The sequence below is a fragment of the Flavobacterium sp. A45 genome, assembly GCF_002001005.1.
GTDB lineage: Bacteria > Bacteroidota > Bacteroidia > Flavobacteriales > Flavobacteriaceae > Flavobacterium.
The window spans coordinates 1-19,941 of record NZ_MUNX01000124.1 but is presented as its reverse complement, the minus strand read 5'-3'; the positions used below and the strand labels follow the sequence as shown (position 1 = coordinate 19,941).

General features: G+C 33.1%; 17 protein-coding genes. 6 read left to right on the top strand and 11 right to left on the bottom strand.

Translation table 11 applies throughout. The features are described 5' to 3' along the window. Positions 1–9 precede the first annotated feature (9 nt). Complete coding sequence (locus B0E44_RS15195; RefSeq protein WP_217341311.1) at positions 10–963, top strand: alpha/beta hydrolase; 954 nt, start codon at positions 10–12, stop codon at positions 961–963. Between the two features lie 70 nt (positions 964–1,033). On the opposite strand, the gene B0E44_RS15190 is transcribed toward B0E44_RS15195, so the two are convergent. The 7 genes from B0E44_RS15190 to B0E44_RS15160 form a co-directional block, all read right to left on the bottom strand. Continuing rightward, the gene (locus tag B0E44_RS15190) at positions 1,034–2,680 is read right to left on the bottom strand and encodes an LVIVD repeat-containing protein (RefSeq protein ID WP_077377112.1); all 1,647 of its coding nucleotides are present in this window, start codon (positions 2,678–2,680) and stop codon (positions 1,034–1,036) included. 241 nt (positions 2,681–2,921) lie between these two features. After that, the gene (locus tag B0E44_RS15185) at positions 2,922–3,455 is read right to left on the bottom strand and encodes a hypothetical protein (protein WP_077377187.1); all 534 of its coding nucleotides are present in this window, start codon (positions 3,453–3,455) and stop codon (positions 2,922–2,924) included. A 58-nt stretch (positions 3,456–3,513) separates the two neighbouring features. Next, entirely contained in the window at positions 3,514–4,047 is a 534-nt protein-coding gene (locus tag B0E44_RS15180; RefSeq protein WP_077377109.1) for a mechanosensitive ion channel family protein, read from the bottom strand. A 3-nt stretch (positions 4,048–4,050) separates the two neighbouring features. Continuing rightward, on the bottom strand, positions 4,051–4,632 hold the full coding sequence (locus tag B0E44_RS15175) for a Maf-like protein (RefSeq protein WP_077377106.1): 582 nt from the start codon (positions 4,630–4,632) through the stop codon (positions 4,051–4,053). Further along, the gene (locus B0E44_RS15170; RefSeq protein WP_077377103.1) at positions 4,625–5,551 is read right to left on the bottom strand and encodes a geranylgeranylglycerol-phosphate geranylgeranyltransferase; all 927 of its coding nucleotides are present in this window, start codon (positions 5,549–5,551) and stop codon (positions 4,625–4,627) included. The genes B0E44_RS15175 and B0E44_RS15170 overlap by 8 nt, the downstream gene beginning before the upstream one ends. 331 nt (positions 5,552–5,882) lie before the next feature. Continuing rightward, positions 5,883–6,410 carry an HAD family hydrolase gene (locus B0E44_RS15165; RefSeq protein WP_077377100.1) on the bottom strand — a complete coding sequence of 176 codons (528 nt, stop codon included), beginning with the start codon at positions 6,408–6,410 and terminating at the stop codon, positions 5,883–5,885. Then, positions 6,394–7,155, bottom strand: coding sequence for a Rossmann-like and DUF2520 domain-containing protein (locus tag B0E44_RS15160; protein ID WP_077377097.1), 762 nt, complete (start codon positions 7,153–7,155; stop codon positions 6,394–6,396). The genes B0E44_RS15165 and B0E44_RS15160 overlap by 17 nt, the downstream gene beginning before the upstream one ends. A 197-nt stretch (positions 7,156–7,352) precedes the next feature. Here B0E44_RS15160 and ccsA point away from each other — a divergent pair, with 197 nt between their 5' ends. Both ccsA and B0E44_RS15150 read left to right on the top strand, forming a co-directional pair. Further along, positions 7,353–10,562 carry a cytochrome c biogenesis protein CcsA gene (gene ccsA / locus B0E44_RS15155; RefSeq protein WP_077377094.1) on the top strand — a complete coding sequence of 1,070 codons (3,210 nt, stop codon included), beginning with the start codon at positions 7,353–7,355 and terminating at the stop codon, positions 10,560–10,562. 958 nt (positions 10,563–11,520) lie between these two features. Next, on the top strand, positions 11,521–12,066 hold the full coding sequence (locus B0E44_RS15150; RefSeq protein ID WP_077377091.1) for a glutathione peroxidase: 546 nt from the start codon (positions 11,521–11,523) through the stop codon (positions 12,064–12,066). 103 nt (positions 12,067–12,169) lie between these two features. On the opposite strand, the gene B0E44_RS15145 is transcribed toward B0E44_RS15150, so the two are convergent. From B0E44_RS15145 to B0E44_RS15125, 4 genes are all read right to left on the bottom strand, one after another. Then, positions 12,170–12,958 (bottom strand): anti-sigma factor domain-containing protein, encoded by a 789-nt coding sequence (locus B0E44_RS15145; RefSeq protein ID WP_077377088.1) that lies wholly within the window; start codon positions 12,956–12,958, stop codon positions 12,170–12,172. After that, on the bottom strand, positions 12,958–13,488 hold the full coding sequence (locus B0E44_RS15140; protein ID WP_077377085.1) for an RNA polymerase sigma factor: 531 nt from the start codon (positions 13,486–13,488) through the stop codon (positions 12,958–12,960). Before B0E44_RS15140 ends, B0E44_RS15145 begins: the two co-directional genes overlap by 1 nt. 941 nt (positions 13,489–14,429) lie before the next feature. After that, a complete protein-coding gene (locus B0E44_RS15130) occupies positions 14,430–15,377 on the bottom strand; it encodes a tRNA-dihydrouridine synthase (RefSeq protein ID WP_077377079.1) in 948 nt (315 codons plus the stop codon). Positions 15,378–15,588: 211 nt separating this feature from the next. Further along, on the bottom strand, positions 15,589–16,086 hold the full coding sequence (locus B0E44_RS15125) for a GNAT family N-acetyltransferase (RefSeq protein WP_077377076.1): 498 nt from the start codon (positions 16,084–16,086) through the stop codon (positions 15,589–15,591). 139 nt (positions 16,087–16,225) lie between these two features. Between B0E44_RS15125 and menD the strand changes: the two genes are divergently transcribed. The 3 genes from menD (at position 16,226) to B0E44_RS15110 (ending at position 19,393) form a co-directional block, all read left to right on the top strand. Beyond that, complete coding sequence (gene menD, locus B0E44_RS15120; protein WP_077377073.1) at positions 16,226–17,887, top strand: 2-succinyl-5-enolpyruvyl-6-hydroxy-3-cyclohexene-1-carboxylic-acid synthase; 1,662 nt, start codon at positions 16,226–16,228, stop codon at positions 17,885–17,887. A gap of 174 nt (positions 17,888–18,061) precedes the next feature. Beyond that, positions 18,062–18,403, top strand: coding sequence for a DUF2853 family protein (locus B0E44_RS15115; RefSeq protein WP_077377070.1), 342 nt, complete (start codon positions 18,062–18,064; stop codon positions 18,401–18,403). Between the two features lie 135 nt (positions 18,404–18,538). Next, positions 18,539–19,393, top strand: coding sequence for a S1 RNA-binding domain-containing protein (locus B0E44_RS15110; protein ID WP_077377067.1), 855 nt, complete (start codon positions 18,539–18,541; stop codon positions 19,391–19,393). Positions 19,394–19,941 lie beyond the last annotated feature (548 nt).

The window sequence follows — 19,941 nt, the reverse complement described above, 5'->3', positions numbered from 1 at the left end:
TGAATGAATATGCGATACGAGGAAGATGTTTTGAAAAATGGTTTTGAGCAAATGACCATTATTCAGCCTAATGATTTCGAAGGCAAAGTTACTACTACACTAATCCGAAAAAGAGGTTCTTCAAAAGCTACTAAAGCCATTTTATGTATTCATGGTTTTAATGATTACTTTTTTCAAGATATTATAGCCGAAGAATTTTTGAAGAAAGGGTATCATTTTTATGCCTTGGATTTGCGAAAATACGGAAGATCTATTTTGCAAAATCATAGAGCAAATAATGTGAGGAACTTATCCGAATATTATGAAGATATTGATAGTGCATTGGTCATAATTAGAGAAGAAGGAAGTCAAGAAATAGTATTGTACGGCCATTCTACAGGCGGATTGATTATAACGTTGTATGCTTCGGATCGAAAAGAGGAAGCGCTTTTTGATGTATTGGTATGCAATAGTCCTTTTTATGATTTTAATGTGCCTTGGATTCAAAAGAAAACAGTTATCCCTGTACTTTCTTTTTTGGGGAGATTAAATCCAAATATTGCATTACCTATCGGATTTTCAAAATTTTATGGTAAAAGTTTGCATAAGAATGATTTTGGGGAATGGGATTACAATTTACAATGGAAACCCCACGTAGCACCATCAATCAATGCTGGATGGATAAATGCGATACATGATGGACATTTGAAAATTGCAAGCGGTATTTCGGTTCATAAGCCTATTTTGATTTTGCATTCTATTAAATCAGTAAATCCAAAGCATTGGGATGAAGAAATGTTCGAGGGAGATGCTATTTTGAACGTAGATGATATTACCGAAAAAGCAAAATTAATTGATTCTCCTCATAAAGAAGTTATTGGTTTTGGAGGAGCTATACATGATTTGGTATTGTCCAGAAAGCCGGTGCGTAATTTTGTGTTTGAAGCTATATTTGATTGGTTGGATAAATATTTGAAAAAATAAATTTAGTCTAAAAGCAAAAAAAAACTGCAACACTTTAAGGAGTTGCAGCTTTTTAAAAAATTAATGATAACTATTTTAATTTATTTTCAGTATCAGTGTAGTTTCCTGTTATTGAAATATTTGAGGATTTATTAACTTTACCATAGATTGTGATTGAGGAACCAGAACCTATGAATTCAATATTTGAATTGCTATTTAAAGTCAAATCTCCCCATATCACTACTGAACCTTCAATTTGTAATGTTGCATTACTATTAACCGTTAAAACAGTTGGATTTGCTTGTTGGTATTTTCCTTGACTCAATGAGCCATTCATTATGAATTTACCCTTGCTGTTTACAGTAAGATTGTTTTGAATTGAGATAGAACCACAATGTGTAAGAACTGAATTTGAATTTATGATGATTGAGTTTATGGCTGTAGAACCATAAAAACCTTTAGTTTCGTTTGAGTTTAAAATCAAGTCATTCCCTAAATTAAAAGCTGGAAGTCCAGTACATGAATTTGATGTAGGTGGAGTAGGTTTTTCCATTTTGATGATTTTCAATCCGCCTTTACCGCTGGCAACATAAATATAATCTCCACTACTTTTTACATAATTGGAAGATCCATTGATTCCTACTGTACCTACTAAAGTTAATTGATCTCCTGTTTTGTAAACATTTAGTCCGTTTCCTCCATTGGCAACAAAAACATAATCTCCATTTACTGAAACGGCATTAGTAACAACATCCTCAGGTTCTGTAGTTGCAGTTGGAATTAATGAAATAGTCTGAATTTTGGTTCCCGTACTCATGTTATAAACTCCTAACCCTTGATATCCTTCTGATACTAATACTTTGTCCCCGATGAAATCGATAGTTCTTTTGGCATCTTGAACATCATCTCTCCAAGAAGAAAATGATTTGGTCAATTCTAAATTAGATGCATTATAGATGTTAATTCCTTTTGTACCACTTAAGGTAACAACTTTATCATTGCTGATTGCTATCGCTCTTAAATCCTCTATAGCTTTGCTGCTTACTACTTCTTTGGTTGAATTGTCAAATTTGAATAAACTTCCAGTATTTCCAGATACAGCAAAATAATTATTGTTATTGGCAGCAACATCTGTAGTTACAAAGCTTGCAATATCATTTGTAGTATAGCTTGTTGTCAGTGCTCCACTGGAAGTAAGTTGCATGTTCATTACAATAGCTGGTGATAATAACGCAGGATTTTTATCTGCATTGGTAGCTCCCGCAATTATAAGTTTGTTATTTGTATATACTAATGAAGTAATATCGGTATCAGGGATTAAAGCCGACATCACTAACTTTGGTTTGTATGGATCGGAGACGTCAATCATATCAATGGCACCAGAATACTCATTTCCTTGTAAAGTGTAAGCTACATAAGCATAATTACCATTTACTGCAACGTGATTAGCTTGTAAGGTTCGGCCATTACTGTCTTTTGGCGCATTGAATTCGGCTATTTGTGTCAATGGCAATTGAGCCGATTCCGTAGCTAAACCTTTTCTTGTTGATGGATTTATAATCGAAATAACTCCCGAATTGCTTAAATCCAAACGTTGGTTTAACTGCGTTTGATTGTCATTGATTACGATAGCATTTTTATCAGAACTAATAGTTTCTGTATTAGAATCTTCTTGATCTGAACAAGAAGTAATAAAAGCTAAAGTTAAGATTGAAAATAAAAAAATACGTTTTTTCATGTTTTCTTATGTATGATTATTGTTTAAAGTTTTGAAAATTAGTCGCCGGAACATTCTTTTAATGCTCATGGAGAATATTTTGTGTGCTAATACCAATAACTATGCCAAAAGACGATGAAATTCTTTTTTTTATCGATGAAATGTATTATTTGAATTGTTTTGCATTTTTAATAAAGAAATGCACTACAAAAAAAAGAGCGCAATTTACAGCGCTCTTTTCTTGAATTAATGAAGTGTTGAATTAATGTTTTCCTCCCTTGCCATTTCCATGATTTCCTTTTCCTTCATGTTTATCGTGATGTCCATTGTTGTTATGGTTATCATGATGATCATTTTCATAATGGGAACGGTATTCGCCTCTGCATTTTTGAGGTTTTCCTTTATATCCCTTGTGGTATTTCACTTTGTGGGTTTTGTAATGTGCATAAGGTGTATGGCCATGGTAATCAGTTAAAACTACTTTGTATCCACGATACAAGTCATAGTTTCTGCAATGGCTTGGCAAATGTCGGGAACGAATCCATTTTCCATTTCCAAAATAAATATACTGAGACAATCGAATGTCATAGTATGCTTGAATATCTGGTAAATAGTAATATTCAGCATTATCATAGCCAACAGGTCCCCATTCAGGAGGTGATGCAATGACTACTTTTGGTGAGGCGATCACAACAGGTTGAGGCGTTCCAATATTGACATTGACCGATACTTGGGCCTGTGCAGAACTCACTGCAAAAAACAGAAGTCCAGTAATAAATAATTTAATTGTTTTCATTGTATTTAAATTTAGAGTTGGGTTTATTTTTAAAATAATAATAATAATAAATCGACCGCTAATCGGTAAACTCATTACTATTGTTAGTAGGTTTTTTAATAACTGAAATTCCTTTTTGAAAGAATAAGTTATTAGGGTAGATTACCAATTCTCCAGTATTGGTTCTTAAGGTTACGTGAAAAGCACCAATATCTTCTATTTCCCCTTCTTCGGGAAAATCTTTGTCGTGTATTAATATTACATCTCCAATTTTAAACGGAAACGAAAAAAACAAAATAATACCCGAAGTAATATTACTTAAGATGGACCATTGTGCAAACATCGCTACGCCAATTACAGTTGCAATGGATGAAAGTGTAATAAAAATATCTTTGGTTTGCACTCCCCAAATTAGTATCAGGGTGATTGAAGCCAAAATTGTAATCAGAATGTTGATGTATTTGATGACCAAATTGGTTCTTTTTTCAATAATTTGGCTGGCGGTTGCGTAACGTTTTACTAATTTCGAAACTACTTTTCGGGACAAAATTACAACCAGCACTAGAATTGCGGTACTGATTTCTTGTTTTAGATAGTATTCAAAGAACTCCATTTTTTATAAATTATTTAAGTAGTCATACACTTTGTCTGTTGGCATTCCCATCACATTGGCATAAGAACCTTCAATTTTTGAAACTCCAATAAAGCCAATCCATTCCTGGATTCCGTATGCGCCGGCTTTATCATACGGTTTATAATTTTCCAAATAATAAAGTATGGCTTCGTCACTTAACGCGTTAAAGCTAACTTTTGTTGTTTCGAATATTAAATTAGAAGATAAATTAGTCTTAAAACAAACCGAAGTAATGACTTCGTGTGTAGAATTCGATAATGATTTTAAAATTTGAAAAGCATCCTGATGATCCTTCGGTTTACCCAAAGCACAATTTTTATGCCAAACAATAGTGTCGCTGGTAATCAGGATTTCGTTATCCAGTAATTCTCCTTCAAAAGCTTTGGCTTTGAGGAGTGCAAGATAATTAGTGATTTCCTCGGCTTTCAGTTCGGGCGGAAAAATTTCTTCAATTTCTTTCAGCCTAATTTCAAAATCTAAATCTAAATCTTTAAAAAATTGCTGTCTTCTCGGCGAACCTGAAGCTAATATAAGTTTGTAGTTTTTGAGTTTTTCTTTAAGCATGGTGCAGTATATTATAAGTAACAATCGAAATAGAAAATAATCCAAATAAAATAATCAGTTTTAAAACAGTACTCAAATGATGAAAATCTTGACTTTTTTTGGCATCGACCATTTTTATGGCAAAATAAATTAAAGGTGCCACAATACTAATCAAAGCATAAAGTGCAGCAATGTATAAATTGAATGCAAAAAAGTAGTTTTTGATATAAAAGATGACCATAACCAACGGAATCAAACTCAAAACCAATACTAATTTTGATGTTCTTCCAATCCCTAACGCAATAGGCAAGGTGTTCATTCCTTGATTGTAATCGCCATTAACATCTTCAAGATCCTTAACAATTTCTCTAATAAAATTAATGATAAATGCAAATAATGCATAATCCAAAAGAATGGAGAACAAGTCGGCCATAATGATTCGGTTTCCGGGATTAATCATTGGTAATAAATCGAAAATCCCAATGATAATCACACTAAAAGCCAACAAAAGCGCTACAACGAAATTACCAATTAACAGCATTTGTTTTAAACTCGTAGCATAAAGATACAGTGTAGCCGAAATGATAATAAAGATAGCCGCAAATCCAGGCTTTTCGATCACATTTGATAAATAGAATCCAGCGCCAACTCCCAAAACGGTACAGGCAAAATAAGCATTGTAAGCATTGGTTTCGGATATGCTTTTACCCACAACGACCTGATTGGGTTTGTTGTCATTATCGGTAGCCTGATCCATGATGTTATTGATTATGTATCCGCCAGCAGCAATCATAACCGTTGCAAATACCAATAAAAAGTATTGCCAGTCATTAAGCGCCAAAGGAATATTTTGATAATTCAAAAAACCATATCGAAAAAGCAATTGCATTAATGCAAGCATCAACAGGTTTTGGTAACGTATGAGTTTGAGGTATTTCATATTCAATATTGGTTGTGGAGTATTGGTTTTGAGTTATAAGTTTTGGAGCAGAAAAATCAGGCTTTTTTAGTGAGCATCGTCCCGCTATCCGCTTCAATCTTATGAGTCTCGTCCCAAAAGACGAGACATACAAGGATTTTCGCTTCTATCGGGGCTAAAGGGGAGATATTTTGTTTTTTTGCCATCATTCCAAGAAAAAGCAATAATAATCAAGTTATGAATTTAAAAAATCTAATCTCCCAATTCTATTTTCCAAAATCCCAAAACTGCAATCTATTCTCTTTATTCTATTTTCTAAAATCTGCAATCTTAATTCTTAATTCTGCAATCTTTAGTCAAGTTTTCCATCAAAATAAGTCATCCATTTTCCTTGTACTTTCATTACTTGCTCAATTACATCACGAGCGGCGCCTTTACCACCTTTTATGTGTGAAATATAGTTTGAAATTGCTTTTATTTCAGGACTCGCATCTTGTGGACAAGTAGGCAATCCCACCAATTTCATGACGTGATAGTCTGGAATATCGTCACCCATATATAAGACTTGCTCTGGGTTAATATTGTAAACATCGGTGTATTCTTTGAAGGTTTTTACTTTATCGGGAGTGCCCAAATGAATATCGGTAATTCCTAGATTGCGAAGTCTTACCCGTACGCCTTCGTTGCTTCCACCTGAAATGATGCATACATGGTAACCGCTTTCTACAGCAGCTTTCATTGCATAACCGTCGCGGATGCTCATAGTTCTTAGCATTTCTCCTTCATTGGTAACAAAAACAGAACCGTCTGTAAGAACGCCATCTACGTCAAACACAAACGTAGTAATATCATTCATTATTTCTTTATAGCTTTTTGCCATGATTTTGTATAGATTGGGTTAATATTTTATAAATAGTAGATTGATTTTCATTCGATAAAAAAGATTCATGCGCTTCGATAGTTGTAATATCATTGCGTTTGGCAGGACCGGTTTGGGCTTCTTTTGGCGAAAGCGTTAATAGTTTTTCGGCAGTTTCAAGAATCAAAGGTTTCAAAATATCGAAAGAAACATGATTTTCCATGCAAATATCATTTCCTAATTGGTATAGATAATTGGTGAAATTGTTGACAAAAACGGCGGCAACATGTAAAGCTTTTCGCTGATGGGAATCAATTTTGTGAACACTGTCAGAAATAGAAGAGGCTACTTTTTCAAGCAATGTATAATCACTTTCTAATTGGGTTTCCAAACAAAAAGGGATCGTTTTAAAATCGATTTCTTTTCCTTTAGTAAAAGTTTGCAAAGGATAAAAAACGCCTTGTCGATTCTTGTCATTAATTGAATTGAAAGGCGCACTGCCTGAAGTATGAACTACCAATCGATTACTGAAAGGTAATTGTGATGAAACCGAAGAAATGGCATCATCAGAAACGGCTATGATATACAAATCGGCTTCCGCCAAAGTATTCCAGTCATTGGTAATTTTGCCGGAATCGAGCAGGGGCGAAATTTCTTTTTGGTTTCTTGAAAATACTTGAATGATTTCCACCGTTTCGTTTTTTGCGAAAGCATCAATCAGGTGTTGTGCAACATTTCCGGAACCGATAATCGTTATTTTAATCATTTGGCAAAATTAAGGAAAAAAAAGTGAAGTGTTGAATTCAAATTTTAATCCTTCATATAACTGAGAGATGTATCGTTTATTGTTTTTTGCATACAAAAAATCACTTAATTTTTGATTTAATTAACAATTTAGCCCTAAATATAGTGTGCAATTTTAAGTACTTTTGCGACACTTTATTTAAACGAAATTTACTCCAAATGGATAAAAAAATATTTTCTTTTCTATTTTCTACACGATTGATGGCTTTATTATTTCTGACTTTTGCAATTGCAATGGGAACAGGAACTTTTATCGAAAGCAAATACAATACCGATACAGCACGAATTTTAGTATACAATACTTGGTGGTTTGAGGCTATTATGGGATTTTTTATGATTAATTTTATTGGTAATATCAAGCGTTATCAATTGCTAAAAAAAGAAAAATGGGCAACTTTGTTACTGCATTTGTCTTTTGTATTTATTATAGCTGGAGCTTTTATAACTCGCTATATTAGTTATGAGGGAATGATGCCTATTCGTGAAGGTGCTGCCGAAAATCAATTTTATTCGGATAAAACATTCCTGACACTTTTTGTTGACGGAGAATATAAAGGCGAAATGAAACGCAGGGCTTTTGAGAAACCTCTTTTGCTGTCTCCAGTTACTGATAATGATTTTACGATGAAAGGTGATTTTGCAGGAAACCCATTTAAAGTGGAATATCATAATTTTATCATGGGAGCCAAAGAATACATTAAGCCCGATTCAAAAGGAACTTTGTATTTAAAATTAGTTGAAGCCGGTGATGGCGGACGTGAAGAGCATTTCTTAAAATCGGGAGAAGTTCAAAATGTGCACAATGTACTTTTTGCCTTGAATAAATTTACCGAAGGAGCTATAAATATTAATACTACTGGAGAAAGTTATACAATTCAAATGCCTTTTGAAGGTGATTTTATGCGAATGGCTGATAAGCTGCAGGGGAAAGTAACAAAAGATATTGTACAGCCCTTGATGATGCGTTCTTTATACAGTATTGGTGAGATTCGTTTTGTTTTCCCAGAGCCAGCAGTGAAGGGCGTTATCGATTATGAAACCAAAAATGATTTTAAAGAAAAGAATCATGAGGATGCATTGATAGTAAAACTTTCGGCTAATGGAAAAGAAGAATTAGTGACATTGTTAGGTTCCAAAGGGAAAACAGGTGAGCCTAAAACAGTTAAAATTGGAGGGCATGAATATAGTTTTTTCTACGGAAGTAAAGCCTATGTTTTGCCTTTTAAGGTCAAACTGAATGATTTTATTGCCCAAAAATACCCAGGAACAGAGAAAAGCTATTCTTCTTTTGAAAGTCAGGTGACTGTTCTGGATTCTGTAAAACCATTTGATGCTAGAATCTATATGAATCATGTTTTGGATCACGAAGGGTATCGATTTTTTCAGTCTTCATTTGATCCGGACGAAAAAGGAACAGTATTGTCTGTAAATCACGATTATTGGGGAACGACAATTACTTATTTAGGATATTTTATGTTGTTTTTTAGTATGATGGCCATTATGTTTACCAAACATTCGCGTTTTGCTGATGTAAAAAGAAAATTAGAAGTGGTGAAAAATAAAAAAGCAAAACTACTGTCGGTTTTGATGTTGCTGTTTAGTTTGAGCGGTTTTGCTCAGGAACATGATCATGAACATGATCACGACCATGACCATTCTACTGAGAAGGCTGGTGATTCACATTCTGAAAGTACAGCTCATGTAAGAGTAAAACCAACACAAAAGCAATTGGATTCGCTATTGACGGCTTTTACGGTGTCTCCGGAACATGCTGCAAAATTTGGCAGACTGATTATTCAGGATGCAGGCGGAAGAATGAAGCCAATCAACACTTTTTCATCCGAATTGCTTCGAAAAGTAAGCCATTCCAATACCTATAAAGGAATGAACTCCGATCAGGTATTTTTGTCGATGACGCAAAGTGCGCAATTGTGGATTGAAATTCCGATTATTTATATCAAATCTGGAAACGACAGTATTCGAAAAATTATCGGAATTGATTCTAAAGATAAATATGCACCTTTTATCTCTTTCTTTGACGAAAAAGGGAATTATAAATTATCGCCATATCTTGATGCTGCTTACAAAGCTGGGAATCCAAATCAGTTCGAAAAAGATTTTATCGAAACAGATAAGAAAGTAAACATAATGGAATCGGCATTGAGCGGAAGCATTTTAAGAATTTTTCCAATTCCGAATGATCCTGGTAATAAATGGATTTCCTATCTGGAACTGGAACACGCTGGAATGAAAGGAATGGATTCTACTTATACCAAAAGCATTTTACCGCTTTATTTTGGAACACTAAATAATGCTGTTGTATCAAAAAATTATAAAACTTCCGATGAATTATTGGAGAGCATCAACGGTTTTCAAAAGAAGTTTGGAAGCAAAGTAAGACCAAGTGAGGATAAGATTGATCTTGAAATAGCGTACAATAAATATGATTTGCTTCAAAATTTGCTTTATTGGTATATGTTTGCAGCTATTTTGATGTTTGTATTCACAATTCTTCAAATTTTTAAAAATACTAAATTTTTGAGTTTTGCAGTAAATTCAATGCATGTAATTATTGCAATTCTATTCGCATTACATACCATTACATTAGGAGCGCGCTGGTACATTTCGGGTCATGCACCTTGGAGTAATGCTTATGAAGCCATTGTTTATGTGGCTTGGGCGACGATGTTCTTTGGTTTGGCATTTGATATAAAATCAAAATTAACGGTAGCTTCGGCAGCATTTGTGACTGCGATGATACTTTGGTCAGCCTATCAAAATTGGATTGATCCGGAGATAGCTAATTTACAGCCAGTTCTAAATTCGTATTGGTTAATGATTCACGTAGCAGTCATTGTGGCCAGTTATGGGCCATTTGCTTTGGGAATGATTTTAGGTTTTGTATCACTTCTTCTTATCTTTTTCACCAATGAAAAGAACAAAGCTAAAATGTCTTTGAATATTAAAGAGATCACCTATATTAATGAAATGGCATTGACAATAGGTTTGATTATGTTAACAATTGGAAATTTCCTTGGAGGGCAATGGGCAAATGAAAGCTGGGGTCGTTACTGGGGATGGGATCCAAAAGAAACTTGGGCTTTAATCAGTATTATGGTTTATGCATTTGTGATTCACGCTCGATTTGTACCTTCGTTAAGAGGGAAATGGATATTTAACCTGATGAGTATGTTTGCGTTTATATCTATTTTGTTTACTTATTATGGGGTAAACTTCCATTTAGTGGGATTGCATTCTTATGCAAGTGGTGAAGCCCATTCTTTAAGCTGGATTTGGTATTCATTGGGAACTATCTCATTAATAGGTGCCGTGACTTATCCAAAATACCGAAAGTTTTATAAGAAGTAGTTTTTAGAATTATTCATATATAATTAAGGCTCAGATTATTGAGCCTTTTTTAGTTTATGACAAAATGGTTTATTTCTCTTTTTTTAAATAAAATAAAACTTACATTTAGTTGAAAAACAAGCGTTTAATAGATTTATTTCGCTTTTAAATGAGTTTTGGCACGATGTTTGAAAAAGTTGGTAATAGATAATTTTATACTCCAAGATATTGTAAATTAGGTTGGTAGGTTGGTTTACACTTAAATGTCTTTAGAATTATCAATTACAATTAGTTAGAAAGATGCTCCTTTTGGGGCATCTTTTTTTTATAGAATAAATTAAGTTGTAGATTTCAGTTTACTTTTTTTTAAAGTATTATAAAACTTATTTTTTGTATATAATGTTGTTTTTAAGCGATTTAATTTGTTTTTAAAAGAATGTTGGCACAGTGTTTGAAAGTCTAAATAATTGATGATTTAATTAGGTTTAATTACTCTAAGGTTTTGTAGGTTAGACTAGTAAGTTAGTAAAAGCGGAAATATCTATAAAAAAATTATCGGTTGCAATTAGTTATAAAGATGCTCCTTATGGGGCATCTTTTTTTGTTGTAATGATAAATCTATTAGGAATATTCGATGTTTGAAAAAGATGTAAAATCTATATTTCATTTGCTGGAATATTGATTGGAGTAAAAAGGCATATTCTTATATATGTTTTTTTGTAATATTAAGTGTATGTATTGTGCTAAAATATACACTTAATCTGTTTTTTATTGCGTTTTGGCATGGTGTTTGATTATTTGTTTTTGAATCTATTTGGTTAGTTAGATTTATAGTTAGTTTAGATTGGGGAATCTAAAAGTTTTGGTTGTTATTTAGTTAGAAAAAACGCTCTTTGGAGCGTTTTTTCTTTTTAGAGTTATCTGATAATATTACTCGGGGAACAAGATTTTTGTTTAATTTTATAAAAAAATAGACCCTATGAAAAAAATAGTAATCGCGATCTGCGCAATGTTCCTTTTTAGTATCCAAATTCAAGCACAGGTGAAACAAAACATTTATCAATTTAAAGTAGAAGATTTATCCGGAAAAACTTTTGATTTTGCTACTCTAAAGGGCAAGAAAATAATGATTGTAAATACCGCTTCAAAATGTGGATTAACACCCCAATACAAGGATTTAGAGGCTTTGTATAAAGAATATTCAGCCAAAGGTTTTGTGATTGTTGGTTTTCCAGCCAATAATTTTGCTTCGCAGGAACCCGGAACTAATGAAGAAATTGCAACTTTCTGTCAATTGAATTATGGAGTTACCTTTCCTATGATGGATAAAGTTTCGGTAAAAGGAGATGATATGTGCACCATTTACCAATTTTTGACCCAAAAATCTAAAAACGGACTGGAAGATTCAGAGGTAAAATGGAATTTTCAAAAATACCTTATCAATGAAAAAGGAGAATTGGAAAAAGTAATTTCGCCAAAAACATTACCAACTGATCCAGAAGTGGTAAATTGGATTAAGGCATAGATTTCAGTATCTAATCAGTTAAAAAAAAAAAGAGTTTGCTAAGCAAACTCTTTTTTTGTGTGATGAAAATAGCAAAATTAGCTTACCAAAAGAAAGTCTTAATTTAAACTTTTCCTAATGTGTACAATTGTTCCATTGTAGGTGAAGTGCTTCCACCTTCTGGTTCCAATGTTATTCCGAAAGCTTCTGCATAACCAGTGTCGCTAACCGCGAATAATTTTTGGTCATTGGCATCAAAATTTGCTAATAAACCAATACTTGTAGGTGTTAGGACAGGTGCTAATTTTAATGCCCAAACTTGGTATACTTTTCCTTTTGGTGGTTTAGGTAATCCAGAAGCATCTACATAAACAACCTTGGTTTCTTTGTTCCAATATATCTTTGCAGATGAAGTAGGGGAGACAGCTTGTCCTCCTAATGTTATCACCGTGTTTTTTGGATCACGAATAACAGCCAGACTCGTTTCGATAGTTTTGTTTTTTATACCTAATGAATCTACTGTTTTGATCAGATTTTCTTTTTCTGAACTTATTTCAACAACTTGATTATTAGTTTTATTAAGCTGTTGGTATTGGTATCCAATTCCCATTAATAAAATTAAAGCAGCAGCCCAGCCAATGTATGAATATCTTGATTTTTCTGGCTTGATATCAATTACTTTCCCGTGTTTCAGCTCTAATTTGGCTTTAATTTTTTCATAATTGGCTACCGAATGAAATGGAGAAAAAGTTGAAGATAAAGCAACAATAGCTTTCTCTATCGAAATAATTTCGTCATTTATTTCACTGTGTTCTTTTGCCAAAGCCGAAATCTCTAAGTTTTCGGTTTCACTGAGTAAACCATAAACATAAAGTTCTAAAATTCCGGAGTCTATGTATTGTTTTGTATCCATTATAATTTTAAATAAAGACGTAAATCGTTAATACAATTTCTGTTTTGCGTTTTGACAGTTCCCAATGGAATAGCCAATTCTTCTGATGCTTCCTGCTGTGTATATCCTTTAAAGAATAGCAAATCGATAATTTGAATACACTTGGGTTTCAGTTTTTTTACAAATTCCTGAATTCCAATAGCATCAATTTTATGTGATAGCTTGTTGCTGTCGTCTAATAGATTTACGAAATTATCGGAAGAAAGGTTTTTTTGACTGTTATTGAAATTCTTAGACCGTAATTTATCTATAGAAGTATTGCGGGCAATATTGACAATCCAGGTATAAAAACGCCCTTTGCTTTCGTGATAGGAATCAATGTTTTTCCAAATTTTTACAAAAACTTCTTGTAAAACATCTTCGGATTCTTCTCTATTTTTGACTAAAGTATTGATGACAGCAAACAAACTTTTAGAATACATATCGTATAGATGTGTAAAAGCTTTTTCGTCCTTTTCATAAATTAAAACTAATAACTCTTCTTGGGTCATGATGGCTTGGATTAGTGTCGTACAAACATATACAATTCATCTTAATTACTGACATTTTTCAAATGTATTGAAATGAAGAAAGGTATTTTTTTTATGATTTAATATTTAAAATATTGTAAATCAGCTATTTGTGGTAATTGTGTTTTTTTTAATTTTTTTGAAACCAAAAGCAATCCAATTGCGTAAATGTCTTAGTAACCTTTTAAATTATAATAAAATGAAAAAAACAAAATTTGGACTTCCCTAAGAAGTAAGTAAAAGGCATTTGGTTGTAGAATTCTCTTAGCCTAATACAAAAATGCGCTTGGCAAGTATTTAATACCAAAAACAATATAAAATAGTCCATTTTATTTCCCTAAACCTTTCAGAAAGGAAAGCAGTAAAGACTGGATTATAACAACAGCTTTAATGAGCTTGTAAGTTTGTGATTAAACCGTAAAGAGAAAATTATTGATGTGTACGGACACCCAATTGAAATGCGTATGTGCTAAATACCACAACTCAAAGTCATGCGAATACTAATAAATTGGGTGTTTTGACATAAAAAAACGAGTATAGTTAATAGTTTTGGTGTTTAAAAAGATCGAGTTTATAATTACAAATGAAGTTATTTCGATTACACGGGAAAAGAAATTTTTCAAAAGTAAGGGTATTATGTTTGCAAAAAAATAATACTGTAGATTGTATTGGTTTTCAAACTAAAAAAGGAATTTTTTTGTATGAATCTGCACCAAATTTAGATTACAAAATGAACTCACCTCAGTTGAAGAAATTCATTTTACGCCCAACCCCCTTTTTGCCCAAAAGGATTAATTATCGATAACTTTTAAATTTTATAATTTAATTTGTTTGTTGTGGAGTCTGTTTTTGCTAGCGACAGGCTCCTTTTTTTTTTTGTTTTGTGCGGAACACTGTAAAGTAGACACACTAAAAAAAGTAGGTTACTTCTCTTTAGCGATTACTTCCTTAACGGTTGCTTCGTAATTCTTGATGCTTTTGGATTTTTTAATATTTTTATGGACTTTGTGCGGATTGGAAAATATGACCGAAAAGTATTCCCATAAATGATGCATTTTCAATAGAATATGGGTCTGTCCAGACAAAGATTCGCTGTATCCTTCATAAAGTGTATCATGAAAAGCACTGAACAATTCCATTTTGTTTTTAGGATATTCTGTAGTATTGCTTTTGATCATACTTGGCAAAAAAGGATCGGCAATCAAGCCTCTTCCTATCATCCAATGGTCAATTGAAGGGAAACGTTCCTGCATTTCCTTAAATTTAGTAACCGAAGTGATATCTCCGTTATAATATAATTTGTGTTTAGTATTGTCAATGCATTGCTGAAAAGCATCTAAGTGAACACCGCCTTTATAAAGCTGTTTCCCGATGCGGGCATGAATGGCAATATTTTTAATTGGGTATTGGTCTAAAATAGGTAGAACATCGAGAATTTCTTCGGTGGTGTCGTAGCCCAAACGCATTTTCATAGAAACAATAATATCGGTTTCAGAATGTGCTCTGTCCAGGATATGATTTATTTTTTCGGTATTGCTGATAAGACCGGATCCCATGCCGGATTTGGTAACCATTGGATACGGACAGCCCAGATTCCAGTTCAGTTCTTTATAACCCAATTGTTGCACATACTTGGCAACAAATAAAAACTCCTCTGCATCATTGGTAATCACCTGTGGAATTACTTCCAATTCAGAATTATTTTCGGGAAGCAAATCACGTTCGTAAGATGATTTTATGACCAATTTTCCGTTCAAACGGATGTATGGAGAATAAAAAGTGTCTATTCCTCCAAAATATTTATTTTGGGCATTTCTAAAACGAAAATCGGTAAATCCTTGCAAAGGGGAAGAAAGCAGTGTGAAACTCATAGTATTTGTAAAATGCAAAGATACTATTCTTTATGTGGTAATGTTTTGTTAGCGTAATTATGTTTTGAGATGTGGAGGTTAAGTTTGAACACGAATTGCACTAATTTACACGAATCAATGCGGTAATTTGCATCGTGTAATAATTTCACGAATTAATTCGTGGCAATTCATGAAAATTTGTGTTTACTTTTTTAGACTTATATATTAAGTTTTATTCCAATATCAATTGCATAAAAACCGAATGCAGCCACCGGTCAAATTTATAGCCAGATTCTTTGATAATTCCCACGGTTTTGAAACCAAATTTTTCATGAAAATCTATACTGCTTTGATTTTCGGCGTCTATTACGGCAATCATTGTATGGAGATTTTGCTGTTTTGCCAATTGGATTAATTCATACAGCAATAGTTTTCCGATTCCTTTTCCGTGATGGGCATTTTCCACATAAACAGAATGTTCGACAGTATATTTGTATGCTTCTCGGAATCTGAATTCGCTGTACATCCCAAAACCAACCACTTTTCCATCCTCTACAGCAACAATTACGGGGAAATGTTTGTTGATTTTTTCTTCTAAAATTGCTTTTTGCTGTTCGTAAGTCCGAATGTTATAATCGTATAAGGCAGTCGAATTTAGAATATTATAATTGATAATGTCTAAAATAGCTTGAGTGTCCTCGGTTTGATAAGGTCTTAATTTGATTTTCATCTGTAATTATTTGTTGACCAAAATTATGAAAATCTGACCAAAATCAGCAGAAATGGCTTGGCAACTTTGTAACTTTGCAAAACAATTTTAGAAGTTTTGTTTTTTAAACTTTTAAACGTTAAACTTTTAAACCTTTTAAATGACATACCCTAAAATACCTTTAGCACAAAGCATACTTCAAATTTTTTTAGCAAAAGGAATCACCAACATCATTATCTCTCCAGGTTCAAGAAACGCACCTTTGACCATTGGATTTGCCAGTAATCCCGCTTTTCAGTGTTACAGTATTGCCGATGAGCGTGCTGCGGCTTTTTTTGCGTTGGGAATCGCCCAGCAAACTCGTAAACCTACCGTTTTGGTTTGTACTTCCGGTTCGGCATTATTGAACTATTATCCTGCTTTTGCGGAAGCGTTCTATAGCCAGATTCCGCTCATTGTGATTTCGGCAGACAGACCGCAGAGTAAAATTGATATTGGTGATGGACAAACCATTCGCCAAGAAAACGTTTTTGCCAATCATTCTTTGTACAATGCTAATTTATTAGAGGAAGTTTCGGAGGAGAATGACTTGAAAATAAATGAAGCTATTAATACCGCGATTAGCAAAAAAGGACCAGTTCATATCAACGCACCTTTTGAAGAGCCTTTGTACGAAACAGTTTCGGAGTTAAGTGTCAATAGTTTGGTTATTGCTTCCGCAAATGAACCGCAGACTGTTGATCTAGAAGAGTTAAAACAATATGCGAATATTTGGAACAAATCAACCCGAAAATTGGTTTTGATAGGTGTTAATGATCCTAATTCAATTTCTAAAGCCACTATTGAAGCTTTAGCCCAAAAAGAATCAGTAGCGGTTATGACCGAAAATACTTCGAATGTGTCCCACGAAAGCTTCATTACCAGTATAGATACTATAATCACACCTTTTACGGCTGAAGATTTTGAAGCTTACCGTCCAGGCATTTTAATCACTTTTGGCGGAATGGTAGTTTCCAAACGTATTAAAGCTTTCTTGAGAAAGTACCAGCCCGAACACCACTGGCATATTGATACATTGAGAGCGTATGATACTTTTGGTTGCTTGACGAAACATTTTGAGGTTGATCCCAATAATTTCTTCAAAGCTTTTTTACCATTAACTGCAAAAGTTGAAAGTAGTTATTTTTCTCAATTGGATGTTCTTAGAAAACTCCGCAAAGAAAAACACGACAGCTATCTTTCCAAAATACCCTTTACGGATTTTAAGGTTTTTGAGAAAGTCATTGAGAGTCTTCCGCAAAATAGCCAATTGCAGATAAGTAACAGTTCGGCCATTCGATATGCCCAATTAATTCCGATATATCCATCGATCGACGTATTTTGTAATAGAGGGACTAGCGGTATTGATGGAAGTACTTCGACGGCAATTGGTGCGGCTATTGGTAATACCAAACCGACGGTTTTTATTACTGGAGATATCGGATTTTTATACGACAGTAATGCGCTTTGGAACAATTATATTCCCAAAGATTTCAAAATCATTTTGATCAATAATGGAGGAGGGGGGATTTTTAGAATTTTGCCAGGTCACTCAGAAACTCCAGTTTTTAATACTTTCTTCGAAACGTTCCATAATTTGACAGCAGAACATCTTGCCAAAATGTATGGGTTGGATTATTTTACTGCCAATGATGAAGTTAGTTTACTAAAAGGATTAAATTCTTTGTATGGCCAAAATGATAAACCAAGTATCTTGGAAGTTTTTACACCAACATTGGATAATGATGCCATCTTATTGCAATATTTTAAAGAGCTGATCTGATTGTGTTATTGGGACTTAAATAAGCGGGAGAAAGGATTTCCGCTATAATATTAAATTTTAATTTGGTTGCCAAAATTTAATGAATAAATATTGAATAAAAATCGCACACTTTAATAATAAATTACTAAATTTGAGGATGTTATAAAAGAAAGTAAAACCTTAAATATATTTTTTATGAGTGCAAAAGACGTGTTGATTTTAAAATATGCAGCCGATTTGAAAGAGAAATGTGGGATTACTCCAGATATGGATTTATTGACAAAAGTGACGACAGGTTGCGGCCCGTCTATATATAATCCAGATTCTTCCATTATAGCCGGAACTCAGCAAACCGAAATTACGACCGTAAAAAATAATTTTTTAATCAAGAAATTAGGTTTAAAGGATGGTCCAGAACTTCTAAAAGGAATTGAAGCTGTTTTGGAAAAATATGGAACATCAAATAAAAGTAAATATAGAGCGGTGGTTTATTATTTATTGGCGCTGCATTTTGGAAGAGAAAGTGCTTATAATTAAAAATTTACCAAGCATTTAATAAGCGTCTCACAAAGACGCTTTTTTTATTGATAATGTTTTTATATTCCCATTTTCAAAGTTTGTACCTTTGTGGCTTAAACTTAGTTGGAAATACAACTTAGAATCTCAATAAAAATGATTGAAATAGGAAAATACAATACGCTTACAATATTGCGTGATACCAAAGTGGGTTTGTTTTTGGGTAACCCAGAAAAAGACCCAGAAGGAATACACGATATACTTTTGCCCAATAAATATGTACCCAATGAATTTGAAATAGGCGAGGAGCTTATTGTTTTTGTGTACTTGGATCACGAAGAACGTCCAGTAGCAACAACTTTGGAGCCTTATATTTTGCTGAATGAATTTGCTCTTTTGCGTGTGAATTATATCAATCAGATTGGTGCTTTTATGGATTGGGGAATGGAGAAAGATATTTTGGTTCCTTTCAAAGAGCAGGCTCGTCCTATGGAAAAAGGAAAACGCTACCTTGTGTATCTTTATATGGATGAAAAAACCAATCGTTTGGTGGCGTCCAGTAAATTGAACCAATTTTTGAAAAACGATCACCTTACTGTTGAAAAAGGAGAAGAAGTGGAACTTATTGTTTCTCATATTACAGAATTGGGAATCAATGTAATCATCAATGAACAACACAAAGGATTGTTGTATAAAGATGAAGTTTATGACGATGCAATCCGTACAGGAGATCGTATGCGAGGTTATATCAAGAACATTAGACCTGACAACAAGATAGATGTTTCCTTGCAAATTCAGGGGTATCAAAGCATAGAGCCTAATGCAGAAAAAATTCTGGACGAATTAAGAGCTAGTAGAGGTTTTTTGCGTCTAACGGATAATTCGCATCCAGAAGACATTAAAACGGTTTTAAAGATGAGCAAGAAAACCTTTAAAAAAGCCATCGGGGCTTTGTACAAAGAAAAATTAATAGAGATTAAAGAAGACGGAATCTATTTGGTCAAGGAATAAAAAAAAGAAAGGCTAATCATTTTGATTAGCCTTTCTCTTTTTATTTTTGTTTGTACCCTATAGATATAAACAAAAATAAAACATTTTCGAACATTTTCAAAAGTATATTCAAGCACTTTATATACTTAACGTATATGTAATACAAGTAATTACAAAGCGTAAATTACTTTATTAAATGGTTTGTCTATAAATTAAAACATTTACTTTTTGTAGTAACATATAAATTTCACAATAAAACCATTGGTTGATTATATATTTAAAGATTACCATCTGTTATTGTACTTGTGTAAAGTAGCGGGATTGTAAATCTTTTACTTAACCTTTAGGTGTTACTTTTTGTCAATTACCATTTTCTGCAAATATCTTATCTATTAGCTTGTGTTTTAAAATGGTTTTCGAATAAATTATATAATTTAAAACCATAAAAACGGAAGCGACAATAATTTCAAATTCACTCAAAAAAATCATTTTTTAGGTTAATAAATCAGTGAATAACTCATTGCTAATCTGAATTAATAACTAACGTTGGTTTTACTATAGAATTATGA